Source organism: Pseudomonas sp. 10B238, assembly GCF_000970615.1.
In the GTDB taxonomy this organism is placed as follows: Bacteria; Pseudomonadota; Gammaproteobacteria; order Pseudomonadales; family Pseudomonadaceae; genus Stutzerimonas.
This window is the reverse complement of sequence record NZ_KQ033930.1, coordinates 293,440-314,120: the sequence shown is the minus strand read 5'-3', so window position 1 is coordinate 314,120 and position 20,681 is coordinate 293,440. Positions and strand designations below refer to the sequence as shown.

Here is a 20,681-nt window from a genome sequence, read left to right as displayed (position 1 = left end):
GGCAGTCGCCGAGGCGTTACTCGCCCATCACCACACCTTCGCGGCGCGGGTCGGCACCGCCGAACCAGCCGCTGTCGGTGCGTTGAATAGCTTGAAGTCCGCTGGTCATTTCCGTCTCGTTGACCTCATGGCCGCGCGCTTTCAGCGCCTGTACGGTGCTCGCTGGAAAGCGTCCTGCTTCGAGCACCGTTGGGCCGTTGAAGCTGCCGAAGTTGGGCAGGTCGATTGCTCGTTGCGCATCCAGACCCCAGTCATACATGCCCAGCAGGGTCTTCGCGGTGAAGTGGATGATCGCCGCGCCGCCAGGGGAACCGAGGCTCGCCAGAAACTGCTCGCCCGTGACGTCGAATACCAGCGTCGGGCTCATACTTGAGCGTGGGCGCTTGTTCGGCTCGACCCGGTTGGCCACCTGCCGACCAAAAGCGTCGTAGGGTTCGAAGGAAAAGTCGGTGAGTTCGTTGTTCAGCAGGTAGCCGCCGGGGAGGCCGGTGCCGCCATCGTTGAGCAGACGTGAGCCGAAGGCTTGCTCGATGGTTGTGGTCATCGCCAACGCGTTGCCCTCGGCGTCGACGATGCTGATATGGCTGGTGCCGTATTCTGGTTGTGCCGCCTGCGGGGCGAACACGATCGGCATTTCGCCGGGTTCGCCCGCTTCGGCAGTGCCCATGCTGCGCGGGCCGATCAGTGCGGCGCGCTGCTTGAGGTAACTCGGTGCAAGCATGCTGTTCCAGGTGCGGCCCGGTACCGGCACGAAATCCGGGTCAGCTAGGTACTTGGCGCGGTCGGCATACGCCAGTCGTGAAGCCTCGGTATAGCGGTGCAGGAATTCGACAGAAGGCACGCCCTGATCGAGCGGCTGCACCGTCGGCAGCTGTTCCAGAATGCCAAGGATCTGCATCTGCGTAATGTGCCCCGACGACGGCGGCGGGAAACCGCAGACCTGATAGCGCTTCTGCCAGAGCGTGCAGATCGCGTCCCGCTCGCGCGGCTGGTATCCCTCGAGATCGTTCAGGCTGATGCGGCCTGGGTTGGTCGGGTGAGTGTTCACCTGCAGGACCAGCGCGCGGGCGTTAGCGCCGGTGTAGAAAGCATCGCTGCCGCGTTCGGCGATGTCCTTGAGCAGCGCGGCGAGGGCTGGATTGCGCAAGCGATGGCCGACCGGCAGAGGCTCGCCATCGTCCTGATAGTAGAACGCCGCGGCGCGCGGGTCCTTGCGCAAGGCCGGATCGCTGACCAGCAGGCCATGCAAGCGCGGGCTGACTTCGAAACCGTTTTCGGCAAGTTCGATAGCTGGTTGGAACAAGGCTTTCCAAGGCAAGTTGCCGTACTGGTCGTGCGCGCGCTCAAGCATCCTCACCACGCCTGGCACACCCACCGAACGACCTCCGACGACGGCATCGAGAAATGCCATCGGCTTGCCGTCGGCAGTCAGGAACAGTCGTTCGTCGACCGCTGCCGGTGCGGTCTCTCTGCCATCCAGTGCTGCGATGTGTTCGCCATCCCAATGCAACAGAAAGGCACCGCCGCCAAGCCCGCTGGATTGCGGCTCGACCAGGCTCAACACCATCTGTACCGCCACGGCGGCGTCCATTGCGCTGCCGCCAGCCTTGAGCATTTCGTAGCCGGCTTCGGTCGCCAGCGGGTTGGCAGCGGCAACGGCAAAGCGTTCCAGCGCCCAGCCCGGCTTGGTCGAGTAGCCGCTGGACGCTTCCGGGGCAGGTGGGATTTCGCTGGATGGGCCGTCCGGTTGAGTGCAGGCGGTGAGGCTGAACAACAGAATCGAGGGAACCAGGGCGGCTCGTCCGACATGCATGGGATGTTCCTTGTCTGGGCGGAAGGAAAAAGGTGTAGCTGTTTACAGGGCTAGTTCACTGACCCCGGTTTGCCAAGCCTGATCGCTGCGGTTGGTAAAATCTTCGTACATTCGTTGTGCTGAGCCGTTCGTCTGCCTGCTTCGCCGAATGGGTGTGGCGTGTGGCGCATCGGCTGCGGATTCGTGACCCCCGCCAGACCGACACGAGGGTAGCGCGGTCTGCCCGTGGCCGATGGTTGCCGCTATCATGTGCGCCTCTCAAAGGCTGTGCGGTCCATCGAAGCCATGACAATTCAGTACCCGACCATTGCCGATTGTGTCGGCAACACGCCCCTGGTTCGCCTGCAGCGTCTGCCCGGCGAAACCAGCAACACCATCCTGGTAAAACTCGAAGGCAACAACCCGGCCGGCTCGGTCAAAGACCGTCCCGCGTTGTCGATGATCGCGCGGGCCGAAGCGCGGGGCGACATCAAGCCCGGCGATACGCTGATCGAAGCCACGTCCGGCAACACCGGCATCGCCCTGGCCATGGCTGCGGCGATCAAGGGCTACAGGTTCATCCTGATCATGCCGGACAACTCCAGTGCCGAGCGCAAGGCAGCCATGACGGCCTATGGCGCCGAGCTGATTCTGGTGAGCAAGGAAGAGGGCATGGAAGGCGCTCGCGACTTGGCGGTGAAAATGGCTGCCGAAGGGCGCGGCAAGGTGCTCGATCAGTTCGCCAACGGCGACAATCCTGAGGCCCACTTCACCAGTACCGGGCCGGAACTGTGGCAGCAGACGCAGGGCAGCATCACCCATTTCGTCAGTTCGATGGGCACCACCGGCACCATCATGGGTGTATCCCGCTACCTCAAGCAGCAGAATCCGAACATCCAGATCATCGGCCTGCAGCCCATGGAGGGCGCGGCGATCCCCGGCATCCGCCGCTGGCCGCAGGAGTACCTTCCTAAGATCTACCAGGCGGAACGCGTCGACCGAATCGTCGATATGGCGCAGGACGAGGCCGAGCACGTCATGCGCCGCTTGGCCCGCGAGGAAGGCATCTTTTGCGGCGTGTCGTCAGGTGGGTCAGTGGCGGCGGCGCTGCGTCTGTCCAAGGAAGTCGAGAATGCGGTGATCGTTGCGATCATCTGTGACCGTGGCGATCGCTACCTGTCGACAGGCGTCTATGACCAGCCCAATTGATCCTATCGTGCCGGTTGAAGGCGGTACTTGCTGATGGCCAAACGCAGTGGTGGCTTGCGCTTCCAGCCTAGCGGTGGCGAGAAGAAGCCTCAGGTTCCGACCGGCAAGAAGCAGCGGCTGAGCATAGAGCGGCTGGCGAACGATGGTCGCGGCATCGCCTTTCTCGATAACCGCACCTGGTTCGTTGATGGGGCCTTGCCCGAGGAAGACGTCGAGGCGCGTGTACTGAACGCCCGCAGCCAGATCGTCGAAGCCCGTACCGAGCGGGTGCTGACTGCCAGCGACCGGCGGCGTGCCGAGCCGTGCCCGCATGCGCGGGTTTGCGGCGGCTGCAACCTGCAGCACCTGAGCGCGGCCGATCAACTCGAACTGAAACAGCGCAGCCTCGCCGAGCAATTGTCCCGGGTGGCCTCGATCGAGCCGCAGCAATGGGCGGCGCCACTCAGTGGCCCCGAGTTCGGCTATCGCCGGCGCGCACGGTTGGCGGTGCGCTGGGACCACAAGGCGCGGCGGCTCGACGTCGGTTTTCGCGCCAGTGCCAGCCAGGACATTGTCGCCATTCGCGAATGTCAGGTGCTGGTACAACCCTTGCAGACGCTGTTGCCGGCTTTACTGGCCGTGTTGCACGCATTGGACAAGCCGCAAGTGATCGGGCATCTGGAGATGTTCAGCGGGACGGCCGAGGCGGTGCTGGTGCGCCATACCGCTGCGCTGGGGTCGGGCGATCTACAACGTTTGGTCGACTTCGCGAATGAGCAGAACGCGCAGCTCTGGCTGCAAGGCGAGGGTCCGGCGCAGCCATTGGACCCCGCGTACAGGTTGGGCTACCGCTTGCCGGCATGGGATCTGGAATTGGCCTGGCGACCAGGCGACTTTGTCCAGGTGAACGCGCCGGTCAACGAGGCAATGGTGGCGCAGGCCCTTGAATGGCTGGCACCGGAAGCGGGCGAGCGGGTGCTCGACCTATTCTGCGGGCTGGGCAACTTCAGCTTGCCGCTGGCTCGAAAGGGTGCAGAAGTGGTGGCCATCGAAGGTATTGGCGAGATGGTCGAGCGCGCGCGCACCAATGTGGAGCAAAACGGCCTTCAGAATGCGCACTTTTATCAGGCGGACCTGTCGAAGCCGCTTATCGAAGCCCAGTGGGCCAAGGGCGGCTTCGCGGCGGTGCTGCTCGATCCGCCGCGTGATGGTGCGTTGGAAATTGTGCGGCAGATGGCGACTTTAGGCGCACGGCGCGTGGTCTATGTTTCGTGCAATCCTGCAACGCTGGCGCGCGATGCCGCTGAGTTGGTCGGGCAAGGCTATCAATTGAAGCAAGCAGGCGTGCTGGACATGTTTCCGCAAACCGCGCACGTCGAGGCCATGGCACTCTTCGAGCGGCCAGCGTAGTTCAGTTTTTTTGACAGGCGATCGGCCTGTGGTTCAACCGACCGGCTCCGAGAAAGCTGGCGTATTCGACGCAGATGATGCGTAGAGGGAAGGTATTAGATGGTCCAGGTCAGAGCGCTTCAGCCGATCAACACCGACGGCAGCATCAACCTCGATGGCTGGCTCGATCATGTGCTGGGGATGGACCCGGCACTCGACCGCGACGCACTCAAGCAGGCCTGCGAGTTCGCCCGAGCGGCGGAGCAGCAGGCGAACGCGGCAAAGAACCTCTGGAGTGAAGGCACCTCCAGTTACCAGATTGGGCTGGAAATCGCAGAGATTCTCGCCGACCTCAAGCTTGATCAGGACAGCCTGGTCGCGGCCGTCATCTACCGCGGCGTGCGCGAAGGCAAGATCCAGCTGGCCGAGGTGCACCAGCACTTTGGCCCGGTGGTGGCCAAGCTGATCGAGGGTGTGCTGCGCATGGCGGCCATCAGCGACAGCCTCAACCCGCGCGAGTCGCTGGTGCTGGGCACACAAACCCAAGTGGAAAACCTGCGCAAGATGCTGGTGGCGATGGTCGACGACGTTCGCGTCGCGCTCATCAAGCTGGCCGAGCGGACCTGCGCCATCCGCGCCGTGAAGAATGCCGATGATGACAAGCGGCACCGCGTAGCTCGCGAGGTCTTCGACATCTACGCGCCGCTGGCCCATCGCCTGGGCATCGGTCACATCAAGTGGGAGCTGGAGGACCTGTCCTTCCGCTACCTTGAGCCTGAACAGTACAAGCAGATCGCTCAGTTGCTGCATGAGCGCCGGCTGGATCGCGAGCAGTACATCCAGAACGTGGTCCAGCAGCTCAAGGACGAACTGACCGCCACCGGGATTCACCCCGAAATCGACGGGCGTGCCAAGCACATCTATTCGATCTGGCGGAAAATGCAGAAGAAAGGGCTGCAATTCAGCCAGATCTACGACGTTCGCGCCGTTCGCGTGCTGGTTCCCGAGGTTCGCGATTGCTACACCGCGCTGGGTATCGTGCACACCCTGTGGCGACACATTCCCAAGGAGTTCGACGACTACATCGCCAACCCCAAGGAGAACGGCTACCGCTCGCTGCACACCGCGGTGCTCGGGCCGGAGGGCAAGGTGCTGGAAGTGCAGATCCGCACCCAGGCCATGCACGAAGAAGCCGAGCTGGGCGTTTGCGCGCACTGGCGTTACAAGGGCACCGACGTCAAGAGCACCTCGAACCACTACGAGGAAAAGATCTCCTGGCTGCGTCAGGTGCTCGAATGGCATGAAGAGCTGGGTGATATTGGCGGTCTGGCCGATCAGCTGCGCGTCGATATCGAACCCGATCGCGTCTACGTATTCACCCCGGACGGGCATGCCATCGACCTGCCCAAGGGCGCGACGCCTCTGGACTTCGCCTACCGCGTGCACACCGAGATCGGCCACAACTGCCGGGGTGCCAAGATCAATGGGCGCATCGTGCCGCTCAACTACAGCCTGCAGACCGGCGAGCAGGTCGAGATCATCACCAGCAAGCACGGCTCGCCGAGCCGCGACTGGCTGAACCCCAACCTGGGTTACATCACCACCTCGCGCTCGCGGGCGAAGATCGTCCACTGGTTCAAGCTGCAGGCCCGAGACCAGAACGTCGCGGCCGGCAAGGCGTTGCTGGAACGCGAATTGGGTCGCCTCGATTTGCCGCCGGTGGACTTCGACAAACTGGCGGAAAAGGCCAACCTGAAGACCGCTGAAGACATGTTCGCCGCCCTGGGTGCCGGCGACCTACGTCTGGCGCAGTTGGTCAATCATGCCCAGCAGCTGGTGGAACCGGATAGCCATAGCGACGATCAGCTTGAGCTGATCCCGAAGCGCCCCACCAGCACCAAACCGGGCAAGCGCGGCGACGTGCAGATCCAGGGTGTCGGCAATCTGCTCACGCAAATGGCGGGCTGCTGCCAGCCGCTGCCGGGCGACCCGATTGTCGGTTACATCACCCTCGGGCGCGGCGTCAGCATCCACCGCCAGGATTGCGCCTCGGTGTTGCAGCTGTCCGGGCGAGAGCCGGAGCGGATCATTCAGGTCAGCTGGGGGCCGATCCCCGAAAAGACCTATCCGGCAGACATCAGCATTCGTGCCTACGACCGTTCCGGCCTGCTGCGTGACGTTTCGCAGATCCTGCTCAACGAGCGGATCAACGTACTGGCCGTCAACACCCGCTCGAACAAGGAAGACAGTACAGCGCAGATGACACTGACCATTGAGATACCTGGGCTGGATGCGCTGGGGCGACTACTCAGCCGAATCTCGCAGCTGCCCAATATTATCGAGGCGAAGCGCCAGCGTACCTCCTAACCTGCTGCGCTCGGCCATACGGCGTTGCAAGCTTGCTGAAAAATGCTCATTGGCAGAAGCCAACTCCGCTTTTTCAGCTAGCTTGCGCCTTGTCTGGCCTTCGCTCGCGACGGTCAGACCTGTTTTGTTTGGCATCTGATCTGAGCTGCTGCGCTCGATCTGACGTTGTTGAAGCTCAACCGAAAAATGCTCATTGGCAACAGCCAACTCCGCTTTTTCGGTTGAGCTTCGCCTAGCCAGCTCTTCGCTCGCGACGCTCGGGGCCGGACGCATGAATGAGGTGGATCGATAGAATGTTTACCCTGGGGCCTGGACATGCTCAGTGGAGCAGCCAACTCCGTTTTTTCAGCAAGCTTGCGCCTTGTCTGGCTTTCGCTCGCGACGGTCAGGTCTGTTTTTGTTTGGTATCTGATCTGATCTGATCTGAGCTGTTGCGCTCGGGGCCGTACGGTCGCTGGAAGAGCTGGTAGCACCGTAGGGTGGATGTCGCTTTTTACATCCACCATGACGACGCTGCGGTGGATGGATGAAGCGTCATCCACCCTACAATGGGCTCAGCTTCACTCTCAGGCTTTCACCGAGGAATCTCATGTACCAGCTCAATGACCTTCTGCACCTGATGGCCCGGCTGCGTGATCCGCAGCATGGCTGCCCGTGGGATCTGCAGCAGGATTACGCCAGCATCGTGCCGCATACTCTGGAAGAAGCCTACGAGGTGGCGGATGCCATCGAGAGCGGTGACTTCGATCATTTGCCGGGTGAGCTGGGCGACTTGCTGTTCCAGGTTGTCTATTACAGCCAACTGGCGAAGGAGGAGGGCCGCTTCGAGTTCGATGCGGTCGTTGATGGCATCACCCGCAAGCTGTTGCGTCGGCACCCGCACGTGTTCCCTGACGGCGATCTGTATGGCTCGCCGGAGTTGCCGCGCCTCGATGAGGCAGCCATCAAGTTGCGTTGGGAGGAAATCAAGGCCGAGGAACGCGCGGAGAAGTCCGCAGTGCCCGAGCAACTGTCGCTGCTCGATGATGTGCCCAGCGCGTTGCCCGCCTTGAGTCGCGCCGCCAAGCTGCAGAAGCGCACCGCTCAGGTCGGCTTCGACTGGCCGGACGCGTTGCCGGTGGTGGACAAGGTGCGTGAGGAACTCGACGAAGTCCTCGAGGCCATGAGCGAGAACGACCCGGAGGCCATTGCCGAGGAAATCGGCGATTTGCTGTTCGTCACGGTCAATCTGGCGCGGCACCTGAAGGTCGATCCGGAGAATGCATTGCGAGCGGCCAATCGCAAGTTTGAGCGACGCTTTCGCTTTATCGAACAAGCCTTGCGGGATAGCGGTCGGCCCATTGAAAATTGCGACCTGGAAGAGCTCGACGCGCTATGGGGCGAGGCCAAGAAAGCGGAAAAGATACCGACCTGCGGTTGATAGCCGGAGCGTAATCGTGGAAGTTGTCAGGGCCACGAACCCGCTCGGTGGATCCTGGTTGATCCGCCCTTACGTCTAATTTGAATTCACGACGAGACGAGCCGACACATGAGTCTTTCCCTTCGCGATCAGCTGCTCAAAGCCGGGCTGGTCAATGAAAAACAGGCCAAGCAGGCCGGCAAGCAACAGCAGAAACAGCAGCGCCTGGTGAAGAAAGGCCAGGCTGAACAGGACACCTCGCAACGCGATGCGGCACTTAAGGCTCATGCCGAAAAACTCGCCCGCGACCAGGAGCTGAACCGTCAGCAGCAGGAAAAAGCCGAACAGAAGGCCCGTATCGCGCAGGTCAAGCAACTGATCGAAGGTAGCCGCTTGCCTAAGTTGACAACCGAGGACTACTACAACTTCGTCGACGACAAGAAGGTCAAGCGCCTGTCGGTGAACAAGCTGATGCGCGACAAGCTCTCCAGTGGCTCGCTGGCTATCGTCCGCCATGGCGGCGGTTATGAAGTGATCCCGCGTGAGGCGGCACTGAAGATTCAGGAGCGCGACCCGCGCCGCATCGTGCAGCTCAATGTTCAGACCGAAGCGCCGGATGCCGATGATCCTTATGCCGCTTACCAGATCCCTGACGATCTGATGTGGTAAGAGCCCGCCGATCCTCAGTGCGGCCAGTCAGTAAGGCATATTGCCGAGGCGGTCGACCTGTTGGCTGCCGTAAGGGTCACTGTCCTTGGCTAGTGCGTTCTGGGCTCACTACGACCACCGCGCAGCCGCCTCTGTAGAGCCAGCTTGCTGGCGAATGCGTATATCGGTTCGCGAGCAAGCTCTTTTGGCGACTGCGCTTGCGGATGTAGCAGTTAAAGGCGTTCCCGAAGCACCTCCGACGGGAGGATGGATTTATGGCCGCCTAGTGGCGTCTACTGCAATAGCCCGACCGGGCTTTCGGTTACAGCAGGAGGACTCAAATGGAAACCACACGTTATTCGGAAGAGATCGATACGCTCAGCTGGCAAGCCCACGGCGTGCCCGGTGACCCCGAAGAGCCTGGCGTGCCGGACCTGCCGAGCGAGCCCGGCGAGCCGACTATCCCGGATCAGCCGCCGCCAGACCCGGTAGCCTGACAGCCATCACCACGCCGGACCAGCGGCCCGCGCGAGCAGGTCGACCACCTGCTCGTCGCTGGTTTGCTCGAAGTTGCCGTAATGACAACCGACCCCGATGAACGGCTCGGGCATTGCCAGGCAGACCAGCTCGTCCACTTCTGTTTTCAACATTTCGATCACATCCCGTGGGCCCACTGGCACGGCTAGTACCACGTGGCTCGGTTTCGATTGCTTGAGCCCCTTCAACGCTGCCCGCACCGTGGCACCGGTGGCGATGCCATCATCGATCACGATGACGCAGCGATCCGTGAGCACGGGGGCTGGTCGCTCGCCACAGTAGCGATGCCGACGGCGTTCCAGCTCGGTCAGTTGACGCTGCATTTCTTCTTCGAACCAGCTCGGTGGTGGTGCGATCTGGTTAAGCAATTCCTGGTTTATCACCCACTTCGGCTCGGCGCCGTCGATCACCGCGCCCAGCGCCAGCTCTTCGTTACCCGGCGCGCCGATCTTGCGCACCAGCACCAGATCCAGTGGTGCCCTCAAGCGCTGCGCCACTTCGAAGGCGACCGGAACCCCTCCGCGCGGCAGGGCCAGCACCAGGGGCGAATCCGCCGCAAGGTGCTGCAGGGCTTCGGCCAGCTCCTGGCCGGCATGGGTGCGGTCGCGAAACAGTTGCGATTCGGGCATTAAGACGCGCATGACTCACTCTCCGAATGGGTAGGTATCCGGAACGCTCTCTTCATCGATCTGCTGGGGGCCGATCGGTTTGACCGCGTGGGTCTGTTCGAGCCAGAGCAGGGCGTCGAACTGTTCTGACAGTATGGCTTGGAAATAATGGCTCTGGCGTTCGGTAGCCGGACGGTAGATCACCCCGATGGCCCGCTCGAGACGCGGCCTGGCCAATGCTTTGCGGAGCTGCGGATCGTCGCGCCACGTGGTTAGCGAAGCCGGTAGTTCAGTGCGCAAGAACAGCTGCTCCCAGCTGTCCGGGCGCGACGGCCGAACCTGTTTGACCTGCATGGGTTCGTCCCAGTTGTCAGCCGCTGCCACCTCGCCGCGGTCGGTGCCCATGCCGATCAGCACCGCATCGCGACCGAAGGCGGTGCGGCACAGCTCACCGATATTGAATTCGCCGCCCCAGCCCATGGAGGTCGAAGCGGCGTTGCCGATGTGCGAGTTGTGCGCCCAGACCACCGCCTTGGCATCCTCACCGCGATGCGCCAGCAGGGCCTGCAGGGTGTCGAACATGTGCCGATCGCGCAGGTTCCACGATTCGGTCGAGCCCTGGTACATGGCTCGGTAGTACTGCTCGGCGGCGAGCACGACGCGGGCATTCTGCTCGGCATTGAAGAAGCTGCAGCCGTCCCTCTTCATGTATTCCAGCCGCTGGTCGAGCAAGGCGCGTAGCTGTTCGACCACGGCGCCCTCGCAGGAGGGTTCGCCGCGCATCACGTTGCGACCGTAGATCGCCGGCTCGTCATGCCAAGGGCTGAGGCAGCCATATCGGCGCCGCGCGGTCGCGGCGGCGTCCGGGTCGACCCGGTCGAGGTAGCCGAGCACCTCCTGGATCGAGGCACCCAGGCTGTAGACGTCCAGCCCGCGAAACTCCACCCGTTTTTCGGCGGGTAGGCCATCGTTGTGGTCACGCAGCCAACGGGCGAAATCAGCGACCTCCTGGTTGCGCCACATCCAGGTCGGAAAGCGTTTGAAGCCGTCCTCGACCCAGGCGGGTGGCTGCTGTTGGCGCACGTAGCGGTCGATCTTTGCCGCATCCGGCCAGTCGGCTTCGGCGGCGACGATGCTGAAGCCGTGTCGCTCGATCAATCGGCGGGTTATCGCCGCTCGGGCGCGGTAGAACTCCGACGTGCCGTGGCTGGCTTCGCCGATCAACACCACCCGTGCGTCAGCGAACTGCTCGAAGGCGTCGGCAAATTCCGGATCATCAATGTCGGGCAATACGATTGCGCTACGGCGCAGCAGCTCTACCAGCTGTTCCTCAGTCGATTCTTTAGGTCGTGGACGTGACTGGATCATGGTCTCGTCTCCTGGTCTGCTTTCTAGATGACCGACGGCGGATTGCCCCGTTCAGACCGTCCGGCAGCTGATTCAACAAGCACAAGCGGCAGAACTGAATGCGACGGACTAGTCTCTAACCAATGCGACGCCAATCTCGGCGAGCGAGTTTCCGCCGAAGGCGCTAAGACACGAGGGGCACCCATGACGACTTGGATCATCGCTTATAGCAAAGACGGCAATACCTCCATTCTGCGGACCGAATCCGATCGCCAGCCGGATATAGACGAGGCAGTAGAGCTGGTCACCCGCAAGGCCGAGCAGGATTACGCCGGAGAAGAAGATGCCTACGAGCACGACCCCGATGTGGAGGAGACCCCTGCCACACGTTTGAGCGAGCGCTTTGGTATCACCGTAACCGGCATCTCACAGGCTTAAACCCACGTCACGCCACCTGCCATACCCCATCACCCCCAACCACGAAAAGACGCCGGCCCGGGTCGGAGTCTACTTCCATCATTCCGGTGAAGCTGCCGAAGGCCGGCAGCAGGCTGACCCGCTCGCCTAGGCAGAAACAGGGTAGGCGCAACGACTGGCGGCCGCGTCCATGCAGGCGGAACGCCGGGTGCAGATGGCCTGCCAGGACGTGATGGCTGGGATGCGGATCGGGTTCGTGCTGCAGGGCGAACGGACCGAGCAGCAGCGGTTCGGGCACCACGGTCATTGCCAGGCTGGCAGGCGGGTCGCCGGCGCGACGGTCATGGTTGCCCCGTATCAGGGTCACCGCAAGCTCTGGGTGCCTGGCGCGCCAGTCGAGCAATTGGCTGAGCGTGGCGGGCGTCTGTGATTCCGGCGCATGGAGGAAGTCACCGAGGAAGATCAGCTGCTCGCAGCGGTAGCGGTCGAGCAGGGCGTCGAGCCGTTGCAGGTTGGCCTGGGTGGTGCCGTGTGGCACCGGTTGGCCAAGACGACGATAGGCGGCGGCCTTGCCGAAATGGATATCGGCGATCAGCAACGCTTTTCGATCAGGCCAGTAGATGGCTTTGTCGGGGAGCAACCAGAGCTCCGTCTGCTCGAGTTCGATGGGTAGGTGCGGGGTCATGTGGCCGAGTTTATCGCGGGCGGATGCGGGTTCCCATCGCTGGGCGGCGTTCGCTGCGTTGCGCTGCGGGCCAGCGCCGGCTCAGTTGGTGGGGGCAGTGGTGGGCGTTCGCGAGCAGGCTCGCTCCTACGGTTCCCTGCATGGGTCCCGAGGCCTCGAGAGCGCTCATGGGGGGCGGCAAAGTGATGTGTCCGATGGCGTATGCCAGTAGGCCGAGCGTGGATTAGCGGTGAACTGAGCGTACGCCGGCAAGCTTGCGCTTCCCGGGCTTAGGAACCTGAATGAGTCGCTCCTCACGTAGCAGCGGAGCGATCCATGGGTCGTGTCTATCGGATGGCGCGTCGCGCCTTTTGCGGCCTTGGCGTGCCGTCCTTGGTTGCGCGCGGTTTGCGCTTTGGGCTGGTTTCCCGTTCCACGGCAATACTGGCGTCGCCCTCTTGCTGATAGCCACCGGGACCTGCTGCCTTGTCCAAGTCCGCAACCATGCGGCGGATGCGGTCTGCGAGTTTTTCCGAACTCATGCTTTCGCGGAAGCGTTCGACCATCAGCGGAAACGCCAACGGCGTTGTGCGCTTGACCGGGTGAATGTCCAATTGCCGCTGTTGCAGACGGTTCATGGTCTGTTCCAGTCGCTCGACTTCCAGCTCCTGGCGCAGCACTTCTTCCTCGGCTTGGTTCAATAGGAGATTGGCCGGGTCGTACTGGCGAAACACGTCGAAGAACAGGCCGCTGGAGGCCTGCAGTTGGCGCGCGCTTTTCTGAGCCCCGGGGTAGCCGGAGAAGACCAGTCCGGCGATCCGCGCAATCTCCCGGAAACGACGGCGCGCCAGCTCTCCGGCATTGAGACTGGCAAGCACGTCATGCAGCAGATTGTCCTGACTGAACAGCTCGGGCGTGAGCCACTGCAACCAGTCCACTTCGGTTGCCGAGAGCAGTTCGAACCCGTAGTCATTGACGGCGATGGAGAAGGTCAGCGGCTGGTGCTGGCCCATGCGCCAGGCCAGCAGGCTGGCGAGCCCCAGATGTACGTGGCGCCCGGCGAAAGGGTAGAGGAACAGGTGCCAGCCCTCGCGGGATTTCATCACCTCGGCCAGCAGGGTGGTTTCGGTGGGCAGCGCCGACCAGTCCATCTGCACGCGCAGCAGGGGCTCGACCAGACGCATCTCGGGCGTGGTGAACTGCCCGCGCGAGGCGGCGCCGAGCTGCTCGACCACCGCATCGGCCAGTTCGCTGGACAGCGGCATCCGCCCGCCATTCCAGCGTGGCACGGCGGCTTTCTTGCCCGTGGCGCGACTGACGTAGGCGGTCATGTTCTCCACCCGCACCAGTTCCAGCAGTCGGCCCCCGAAGAGGAAATTGTCGCCGGGCCGCAAGCGCGCGATGAACCCTTCCTCGATGGTGCCCAGCGAACGGCCACTGCCACCCTTGGCCCAGAATTTCACCGTCAGGCTGGCATCGCTGACGATGGTGCCGATGCCCATGCGATGACGCAGCGCCACGCGGCGGCTGGGGACCTTCCACAGCCCGGTCTCGTCCGGCTCGACACGCTGGTAATCCGGGTAGGCGGTGAGCGAATGCCCGCCATGACGGACGAAGGCCAGCGCCCACTGCCAGTGCTCGTCGTTCAGCTCCCGGTAGGACCAGGCCTGGCGCACTTCGGCGAACAGTTCGTCCGGGCGGAAGCCACCGCCGAGCGCCATGCTGACCAGATGCTGCACCAGCACATCGAGCGGGCGCTGCGGGGCGCTGCGGGCTTCGATTCGGTGTTCGGCAATGGCGACCTGCGCAGCGGCGGCTTCTATCACCTCCACGCTGTGGGTGGGGACCAGCGTGACACGGGAGGTGCGCCCCGGTGCATGACCCGAGCGCCCGGCGCGCTGCATCAGCCGCGCCACGCCTTTAGGCGAACCGATCTGCAACACCCGCTCGACCGGGAGAAAGTCGACACCCAGGTCAAGGCTCGAGGTGCAAACCACTGTCTTTAGCGCGCCTTGCTTGAGGCCCATTTCGACCCAATCACGGACCTCGCGCGACAGCGAGCCGTGGTGAAGGGCGATCAGCCCGGCCCAGTCCGGCCGCGCACCGAGAATCGCCTGATACCAGATCTCCGACTGGGAGCGGGTATTGGTGAAGACCAGTGTCGTGGCGGCGGAGTCGATCTCTTCGACCACCTGCGGCAGCATGCGCAGGCCCAGGTGACCGGCCCAGGGGAAGCGCTCGATGCTCGATGGCAGCAAGGTATCGATCCGCAGATCCTTGTCGACCTTGCCTTGTACCAGCTTGCCGCTGTTCGGGTGCAACAACACGTCAAGCGCGTGCGGCTGATTGCCCAAGGTGGCCGATAGCCCCCAGACGATCAGTTCTGGCATCCATTGGCGCAGCCGCGCCAGCGCCAGTTGCAACTGCACGCCGCGCTTGTTGCCCAGCAGCTCGTGCCACTCGTCCACCACCAGCATGCGCAGCCCGGCGAAGGCCTGACGCGCGTCGGCACGGGTCAGCAGCAGGGTGAGGCTTTCCGGGGTCGTCACCAGCGCACTGGGCAGGCGCCGCCCCTGGCGCGCACGTTCTGAACTACTGGTATCACCGGTTCGCAGGCCGATGCTCCAGTTGATGCCGAGGTCGTCCAACGGGGCTTGCAACGCGCGGGCCGTGTCAGCGGCCAGCGCGCGCATCGGGGTAATCCAGAGGACAGTGAGCGGCGCAGGTTTGTCCGATTGTTTGGCAGACGGCTGCGGGTCTTCTGTGGACCAATCGGCTCCGGGAGAAGCGAATCGATTGAGGGCGCCAAGCCAGACGGCGTAAGTCTTGCCCGAGCCCGTGGTGGCATGGAGCAGGCCCGATTCGCCCTTGTGTACTGCCTGCCAGACCTGCTGCTGGAAAGGGAACGGCTGCCAGTTGCGGTTGGCAAACCAACGTTCGGCAAGCGACGCGGGCGTCGTACTCATAACCTGAAGGCCACCCGATGAAAGCGACGGGCGTGCTTCCGCTTTTCGTAGGAGCGAGCTTGCTGGCGATCCTTGGACTCCGCAGGGCTGCTGATCGCCAGCAAGCTGGCTCCTACAGGGGAGTCGTGCTTCCGCTTTTCGTAGGAGCGAGCTTGCTCGCGATCTTGGGGCTCCGCAGGGGTGGTGATCGCCAGCAAGCTGGCTCCTACACGGGAGTCGTGCTTCTGCTTTTGGTAGGAGCGAGCTTGCTCGCGAAGCTCGGACTCCGCAGGGCTGCTGATCGCCAGCAAGCTGGCTCCTACACGGGACTCGTGTTTCTGCTTTTCGTAGGAGCGAGCTTGCTCGCGAACCTCGGACCCCGCAGGGTTGCTGATCGCCAGCAAGCTGGCTCCTACACGGGAGTCGTGCTTCGGCTTTTCGTGGGAGCGAGCTTGCTCGCGATCCTGGGGCTCCGCGTGGATGGAGATCGCCAGCAAGCTGGCTCCTACATGGGAGTCGTGCTTCCGCTTTTCGTAGGAGCGAGCTTGCTCGCGATCCTGGGGCTCCATGGGGGTGGTGATCGCCAGCAAGCTGGCTCCTACACAGGACTCGTGCTTCTGCCCGACTTCTCTAGGCCGCTTCATCCGAGCAGTTCCTTCAGCGTCTCCAGCGTATCGGCCTCATCCACCGGCTTGTCGAGACGCCAGCGCAGCATGCGTGGGAAGCGCACGGCGATGCCGCTTTTGTGCCGGCTGCTGGCGGCAATGCCTTCGAAGCCCAATTCGAACACCAGCGTCGGGGTCACGCTGCGCACGGGGCCGAACTTTTCCACGGTTGTCTTGCGCACGATGGCGTCGACCTTGCGCATTTCCTCGTCGGTCAGCCCGGAATACGCCTTGGCGAAGGGCACCAGCTTGCGCTCGGGGTCGCCTGGCTCGCCGTCCCATACGGCAAAGGTGTAGTCGGTATAGAGGCTGGCGCGGCGGCCGTGGCCGCGCTGGGCGTAGATCAGTACGGCATCGATGGAATACGGATCGATCTTCCATTTCCACCAGACGCCGACGTCCTTGGTCCGGCCAACGCCATACTGCGCGGCGCGCGCCTTGATCATCATGCCCTCGACACCGCGCTCACGGGACGCCTCGCGGTGGCGCGCCAGATCGGTCCAGTCACGGCCGGTCACCAGCGGCGACAGCATCAGCCGTGGATTAGGGCATTGCGCGACGACGGCTTCGAGCTGTTGCCGACGTTCGTGGTGCGCTCGCTGGCGCCAGTCGTCGCCCTGCCATTCCAGGAGGTCATAACTGAGCACCGCAACCGGGGCGTCCTGCAGCACTTTGGCGGTCAGGTTCTTACGGCCGATCCGCTGTTGCAGCAGGGCGAAGGGCTGCACGCCGAAGCGCTCGGTTGCTTCGCTATCGTCGCGAGTGGGCTGCTGGAACAAGTCGGTCGCAGGCTCGCCGGGCGCGTGCTTCCAGACCAGTATCTCGCCGTCGATCACCGTGCCGTCCGGCAAGCAGCCAGCCAGTTCACAGAGTTCGGGGAATCGTTCGCTGACCAGCTCCTCGCCGCGCGACCAGACCCAGATCTGCCCGTCGCGCTTGACCAGCTGGGCGCGGATGCCGTCCCACTTCCACTCGATGAACCAGTTCTCCGGCGCGCCGAGCAGCGTGTCGAACTCCTCGACCGGCGCCTGCAACGGATGGGCGAGGAAAAACGGGTAGGGCTGGCCGCCACGCTGTGCGTGCTCGTGTTCGGACTCTTCGGCGATCAGCGCGCGGTAGCCTTCAGCGCTGGGACGATGAGACAGGTCGGTGTATCCCACCAGCCGTTGCGCGACGCGTTTGGGGTCGAGATCGCCCAGCGAAGCCAGTGCGCGGGTGACCAGTAGTTTCGACACGCCGACGCGAAAGGCGCCAGTGATCAGTTTGATGCAGACCATCAGGCTCAGTCGATCCAGCTGTGCCCAGAGTGCGGGCAGGCGTTCGGTCAGCTCTTCCGGCGGCAGGCCGCGCAGCGGCAGCAACTTGTCCTGCATCCACACGGCCAGCCCGTCGTCGGAGCTGTGCTCGGCTTCAGGCATCAATAGTGAGATGGTTTCGGCCATATCGCCGACCGCCTGGTAACTTTCCTCGAACAGCCATTCCGGCAAGCCCGAGGCATGCATGGCGGTTTCGCGCAGTACACGGGTCGGGACCAGTTGGCGCGGGCGGCCGCCGGCCAGAAAGTAGACCGCCCAGGCCGCGTCGGCGGGATCGGCGTCGCGGAAGTAGTCCCGCATCGCCGCGAGCTTGGCGTTGCTTGAGGTGGTGGCATCGAGGCGGCTGTATAGAGTGGCGAAAGCTTTCATTTCGGCCCGCCTTTAGCGGCGGAGGCAGCCCCTTCGCGAGGGTGGTGGCGAAGCTCGGTGCTGATGCGCTTTGGTAGGAGCCAGCTTGCTGGCGATCCGTGACGACGAAAGGGTTCCGGTTCGCCAGCAATCTCGCGCCTACCAAGGTGGTTGCGTCGAATCTCAAGACTGATGTTCATCGGTCGGGCACCTAAGGCATGACTGCGGGTCATTCGGCCTCCTGGGACGTGGCGTCATCCTCATCACCGTATTCGGTCTCGAAGGCCTGGGCGTCGAGGCCGCGGATCTCCCGCAGGTAGCGCACCAGGACCGCAACTGAACCATGGGTCACCATCACCCGTTCGGCGCCGGTCTGCTCGATGGCCCAGAGCAGGCCCGGCCAGTCGGCATGATCGGAAAGCACAAAGCCGCGGTCGACCCCGCGCCGACGACGGGTGCCGCGCAGCATCATCCAGCCACTGGCGAAGGCGTCGGCGTAGTCACCGAAGCGGCGCATCCAGGTGCTGCCGCCGGCGGAGGGCGGAGCGAGGATGATGGCGTGCTTCAAACGCGGGTCGCCTTTCTTCAGGTCGCCGGCATAGACGGTCGGTGGCAGATAGATGCCGCCTTCGCGGTACACCTTGTTCAGCGGCTCTACGGCGCCATGGACGACGATGGTGCCGATGCTTTCGTCCAGGCCATGCAGGATGCGCTGCGCTTTGCCGAAGGCGTAGCAGAACAGCACGCTGGCGCGCCCGGCCGCTGCGTTGGCTCGCCACCAGTCGTTGATCTCGCGGAATATCTCGGCCTGGGAGGGCCATTTGTAGATCGGCAGGCCAAAGGTCGATTCAGTGATGAAGGTGTGGCAGCGCACCGGCTCGAAGGGTGCGCAAGTGCCGTCCGGCTCCACCTTGTAGTCGCCCGAGGCGACCCAGACTTCGCCCTTGTATTCCAGTCGGACCTGGGCGGAACCGAGCACATGGCCGGCGGGATGGAAGCTGAGCCTGACCCCGTGGTGCTCAATGGACTCGCCATACGCCAGCGTCTGCAGTGGCATGTCAGCGGCGATGCGTGAGCGCAGGATGCCTTCGCTGTCGCGGGAGGCCAGGTAATGGCCCATGCCCCAGCGCGCATGGTCGCCGTGGGCGTGGGTAATGACGGCGCGCTCTACCGGCCGCCATGGGTCGATGTAGAAATCACCAGGCGGGCAATACAGGCCTTCGGGGCGGGCAACGACAAGATCCATGAATACAGACACTTTGCGGGCTTGTAGCGTTGGAGCACGGGCCGGCGTTGGGAGTTCGCCTGCAAGGTCGCGTCGGTGGGCTGAAGCCCACCCTACAGGGTCGGGAGGTCGCCTCTGGTCAGGTGAGTGGAGTAGAAGCCATCCTGCTGGTCGGGGATCAGTCCACCAACTTCAGATGAGAGGTGTCCGGCACAGGCGCATCGCTGGCACGGCGCCGTTCGCCCATATCGCTGCCCACCGGTGCCAGGCTGAACTGTGACAAGTCGACAACAGGCGGCTGCACGGGAGCGCGGGCGTCCTGAAGATCGACGCCGACCGGTGCAATGCCGAAGTCCGGCGCCTCGACATCGACGAAGGCCGCCATGTACTCGTCGCGTGGGGCGACCTTCAACGGTTGTGGCGATGCTGCAGGGGCAGAAGACTGTTGTGCCGGAACCGCGTCTTCCGACGGCGGCGGGGCGAGCTCGATTTCCTCGACTTCCACCGGCATCGGTCGCACTTCGGCGATGGCACCCGCGCGGGCCATGGCCTGGCGATACTTCTCGACGCTGGCATGGTCGAGGTCCTGCTTGATCACGATCCGCCGACCGGAAAACAGCACGGCGATGCGCTGGGCGTCCGCCTGAAACAGTCGAGTCAGGTTGGCCTCGACCTGCTCCAGCTTTGCACCCGGAGCGAGTTCGCCGGAAAACGATATTTCATAGCGGCTCATGATAGAGGCCCTTTTGACTGCCAAGGAAAGGATGCGCTGATCATAGAGCCTGGCACTGACGCTTGAAAGCCAGCGGGTTGGTCGTGCTGTCTGTGCTGCGACGTCGTTGGCATGCCGGGTCCGTCAGCCCCGATGGTGGTCTTCGACGGGCGACACAAAGGCTGTCCCGTATCAGCTGCCCAAAGCTTGACTGGGTAATAATGCAACGCCGTCGGCACTTTCTCCCCGTCCAGCCCAAGGATCGCGAACTCATGGTGGTATTCGAAATCAAGTCGCTCAGCCCGGAAACCTACCGGCAGAAGACGCGACGCAGCACGCTGGTTGTAGCCGTGACCTTTGCAGTGCTGGCGATGGGGCTGGCGACCCTGGCCGTTGCGCTGTTCGGCGAGGCGGGCGCGGATAACCTGAAATGGAACGTGGCAGGGGTCGTCGCCGGTTTGCTGCTGACTGCCGCATTGGTGCGCTTTGTCTATCTGCAGCAGTCCTGGATGGCTTGCGCTGCTTACGGCTGGAACCTCAAACGCAGCCTGATGAGCGTGACTAACGTCATGCACCATGTCACGGCGGGTGTGGCAGCAGGTGATCCCGAGGCGATAAAACTGCTGCGGTTCTACCATCTCGGGCTGACGCAGATGCATCAGCTGGATGGCAACAGCGCCTCGCTCAGCGAAGTGACAGAAGAAATCAATCAGCATCGCGACATGATGGAAGCGCGCGGGATGGATATCGATCAGAGCCGTCTGGATGACGCCTGGCTAGCCTCCGTGAAGCGTTTCCCCGCAGGAAAGTGACCCTGTGAGGCGGGTCACTGACGAAGTGGCCCGATCCCGTCCATGCCAGCCGCGCTTGCCGATTGGGTTGAGGGGTGACGTACCCCTGGCGGCCTGATCAACTGAACACTGCCGGTTCCTGGTGAGACGAACGGCGTGCCCCGCACACCTGTAATCCCGAATGCCCATAGCGGCGCGCTGCAATGGCTGCGCCGCCGTTGGATAGCGCTGGTTGTAATCCATCGGAAAACTCATACTCGGCAACGCTTAACCCGGCGATGCCAGAATCAGATGGTTCGTCCCATTAGCCTCTCAGGCTCAGG

The 20,681-nt window shown here is 63.2% G+C and carries 17 protein-coding genes; 8 read left to right on the top strand and 9 right to left on the bottom strand.

Translation table 11 applies throughout. The features are described from left to right. Positions 1–16 precede the first annotated feature (16 nt). Positions 17–1,813, bottom strand: coding sequence for a gamma-glutamyltransferase family protein (locus RT21_RS08275; protein WP_046162346.1), 1,797 nt, complete (start codon positions 1,811–1,813; stop codon positions 17–19). Positions 1,814–2,098: 285 nt separating this feature from the next. Between RT21_RS08275 and cysM the strand changes: the two genes are divergently transcribed. The 6 genes from cysM (at position 2,099) to RT21_RS23795 (ending at position 9,280) form a co-directional block, all read left to right on the top strand. Next, the gene (cysM, locus tag RT21_RS08270; protein ID WP_046162400.1) at positions 2,099–3,001 is read left to right on the top strand and encodes a cysteine synthase CysM; all 903 of its coding nucleotides are present in this window, start codon (positions 2,099–2,101) and stop codon (positions 2,999–3,001) included. A gap of 33 nt (positions 3,002–3,034) precedes the next feature. Continuing rightward, positions 3,035–4,390, top strand: coding sequence for a 23S rRNA (uracil(1939)-C(5))-methyltransferase RlmD (gene rlmD, locus RT21_RS08265; protein ID WP_046162345.1), 1,356 nt, complete (start codon positions 3,035–3,037; stop codon positions 4,388–4,390). A 99-nt stretch (positions 4,391–4,489) separates the two neighbouring features. Next, a complete protein-coding gene (gene relA / locus RT21_RS08260) occupies positions 4,490–6,736 on the top strand; it encodes a GTP diphosphokinase (protein WP_046162344.1) in 2,247 nt (748 codons plus the stop codon). A 589-nt stretch (positions 6,737–7,325) separates the two neighbouring features. Next, entirely contained in the window at positions 7,326–8,156 is an 831-nt protein-coding gene (mazG, locus tag RT21_RS08255) for a nucleoside triphosphate pyrophosphohydrolase (protein WP_045425602.1), read from the top strand. Positions 8,157–8,264: 108 nt separating this feature from the next. After that, positions 8,265–8,804, top strand: coding sequence for a DUF2058 domain-containing protein (locus tag RT21_RS08250; protein ID WP_045425605.1), 540 nt, complete (start codon positions 8,265–8,267; stop codon positions 8,802–8,804). A 320-nt stretch (positions 8,805–9,124) separates the two neighbouring features. Continuing rightward, positions 9,125–9,280 (top strand): hypothetical protein, encoded by a 156-nt coding sequence (locus RT21_RS23795; protein WP_164863221.1) that lies wholly within the window; start codon positions 9,125–9,127, stop codon positions 9,278–9,280. Between the two features lie 6 nt (positions 9,281–9,286). Here the strand turns inward: RT21_RS23795 and RT21_RS08245 are convergent, their stop codons facing one another. Both RT21_RS08245 and RT21_RS08240 read right to left on the bottom strand, forming a co-directional pair. Further along, a complete protein-coding gene (locus RT21_RS08245; RefSeq protein ID WP_046162343.1) occupies positions 9,287–9,961 on the bottom strand; it encodes a phosphoribosyltransferase in 675 nt (224 codons plus the stop codon). Between the two features lie 3 nt (positions 9,962–9,964). Continuing rightward, a complete protein-coding gene (locus RT21_RS08240; protein WP_046162342.1) occupies positions 9,965–11,296 on the bottom strand; it encodes an erythromycin esterase family protein in 1,332 nt (443 codons plus the stop codon). Positions 11,297–11,479: 183 nt separating this feature from the next. Here RT21_RS08240 and RT21_RS08235 point away from each other — a divergent pair, with 183 nt between their 5' ends. Continuing rightward, the gene (locus RT21_RS08235) at positions 11,480–11,713 is read left to right on the top strand and encodes a hypothetical protein (RefSeq protein WP_045425613.1); all 234 of its coding nucleotides are present in this window, start codon (positions 11,480–11,482) and stop codon (positions 11,711–11,713) included. A gap of 7 nt (positions 11,714–11,720) precedes the next feature. Here RT21_RS08235 and pdeM read toward each other — a convergent pair whose 3' ends face one another. From pdeM to RT21_RS08205, 6 genes are all read right to left on the bottom strand, one after another. Continuing rightward, the gene (gene pdeM / locus RT21_RS08230; RefSeq protein WP_046162341.1) at positions 11,721–12,377 is read right to left on the bottom strand and encodes a ligase-associated DNA damage response endonuclease PdeM; all 657 of its coding nucleotides are present in this window, start codon (positions 12,375–12,377) and stop codon (positions 11,721–11,723) included. A gap of 326 nt (positions 12,378–12,703) precedes the next feature. After that, entirely contained in the window at positions 12,704–15,322 is a 2,619-nt protein-coding gene (locus RT21_RS08225; RefSeq protein ID WP_046162340.1) for a ligase-associated DNA damage response DEXH box helicase, read from the bottom strand. Further along, on the bottom strand, positions 15,319–15,945 hold the full coding sequence (locus RT21_RS08220; RefSeq protein ID WP_046162339.1) for a hypothetical protein: 627 nt from the start codon (positions 15,943–15,945) through the stop codon (positions 15,319–15,321). Before RT21_RS08220 ends, RT21_RS08225 begins: the two co-directional genes overlap by 4 nt. Then, on the bottom strand, positions 15,942–17,651 hold the full coding sequence (locus tag RT21_RS08215) for an ATP-dependent DNA ligase (protein ID WP_046162338.1): 1,710 nt from the start codon (positions 17,649–17,651) through the stop codon (positions 15,942–15,944). Before RT21_RS08215 ends, RT21_RS08220 begins: the two co-directional genes overlap by 4 nt. A 208-nt stretch (positions 17,652–17,859) precedes the next feature. Continuing rightward, entirely contained in the window at positions 17,860–18,876 is a 1,017-nt protein-coding gene (locus RT21_RS08210; protein ID WP_046162337.1) for a ligase-associated DNA damage response exonuclease, read from the bottom strand. A 157-nt stretch (positions 18,877–19,033) separates the two neighbouring features. Continuing rightward, positions 19,034–19,588: a hypothetical protein gene (locus tag RT21_RS08205; protein WP_046162336.1), complete on the bottom strand. Its 555-nt coding sequence runs from the start codon at positions 19,586–19,588 to the stop codon at positions 19,034–19,036. A gap of 251 nt (positions 19,589–19,839) precedes the next feature. On the opposite strand from RT21_RS08205, the gene RT21_RS08200 reads away from it, so the two are divergent. After that, positions 19,840–20,379 carry a DUF3087 domain-containing protein gene (locus RT21_RS08200; protein ID WP_046162335.1) on the top strand — a complete coding sequence of 180 codons (540 nt, stop codon included), beginning with the start codon at positions 19,840–19,842 and terminating at the stop codon, positions 20,377–20,379. Positions 20,380–20,681 lie beyond the last annotated feature (302 nt).

Excerpts from the sequence above, each read along its gene's own strand:
- RT21_RS23795 (WP_164863221.1), top strand. The coding sequence starts at position 9,125 with ATGGAAACCACACGTTATTCGGAAGAGATCGATACGCTCAGCTGGCAA.
- mazG (WP_045425602.1), top strand. The coding sequence starts at position 7,326 with ATGTACCAGCTCAATGACCTTCTGCACCTGATGGCCCGGCTGCGTGAT.
- rlmD (WP_046162345.1), top strand. The coding sequence starts at position 3,035 with ATGGCCAAACGCAGTGGTGGCTTGCGCTTCCAGCCTAGCGGTGGCGAG.
- RT21_RS08200 (WP_046162335.1), top strand. The coding sequence starts at position 19,840 with ATGGTGGTATTCGAAATCAAGTCGCTCAGCCCGGAAACCTACCGGCAG.
- RT21_RS08215 (WP_046162338.1), bottom strand. The coding sequence starts at position 17,651 with ATGAAAGCTTTCGCCACTCTATACAGCCGCCTCGATGCCACCACCTCA.
- pdeM (WP_046162341.1), bottom strand. The coding sequence starts at position 12,377 with ATGACCCCGCACCTACCCATCGAACTCGAGCAGACGGAGCTCTGGTTG.
- RT21_RS08240 (WP_046162342.1), bottom strand. The coding sequence starts at position 11,296 with ATGATCCAGTCACGTCCACGACCTAAAGAATCGACTGAGGAACAGCTG.
- RT21_RS08225 (WP_046162340.1), bottom strand. The coding sequence starts at position 15,322 with ATGAGTACGACGCCCGCGTCGCTTGCCGAACGTTGGTTTGCCAACCGC.
- RT21_RS08275 (WP_046162346.1), bottom strand. The coding sequence starts at position 1,813 with ATGCATGTCGGACGAGCCGCCCTGGTTCCCTCGATTCTGTTGTTCAGC.
- cysM (WP_046162400.1), top strand. The coding sequence starts at position 2,099 with ATGACAATTCAGTACCCGACCATTGCCGATTGTGTCGGCAACACGCCC.
- RT21_RS08235 (WP_045425613.1), top strand. The coding sequence starts at position 11,480 with ATGACGACTTGGATCATCGCTTATAGCAAAGACGGCAATACCTCCATT.
- RT21_RS08245 (WP_046162343.1), bottom strand. The coding sequence starts at position 9,961 with ATGCGCGTCTTAATGCCCGAATCGCAACTGTTTCGCGACCGCACCCAT.
- RT21_RS08205 (WP_046162336.1), bottom strand. The coding sequence starts at position 19,588 with ATGAGCCGCTATGAAATATCGTTTTCCGGCGAACTCGCTCCGGGTGCA.
- RT21_RS08250 (WP_045425605.1), top strand. The coding sequence starts at position 8,265 with ATGAGTCTTTCCCTTCGCGATCAGCTGCTCAAAGCCGGGCTGGTCAAT.
- relA (WP_046162344.1), top strand. The coding sequence starts at position 4,490 with ATGGTCCAGGTCAGAGCGCTTCAGCCGATCAACACCGACGGCAGCATC.
- RT21_RS08220 (WP_046162339.1), bottom strand. The coding sequence starts at position 15,945 with ATGAAGCGGCCTAGAGAAGTCGGGCAGAAGCACGAGTCCTGTGTAGGA.
- RT21_RS08210 (WP_046162337.1), bottom strand. The coding sequence starts at position 18,876 with ATGGATCTTGTCGTTGCCCGCCCCGAAGGCCTGTATTGCCCGCCTGGT.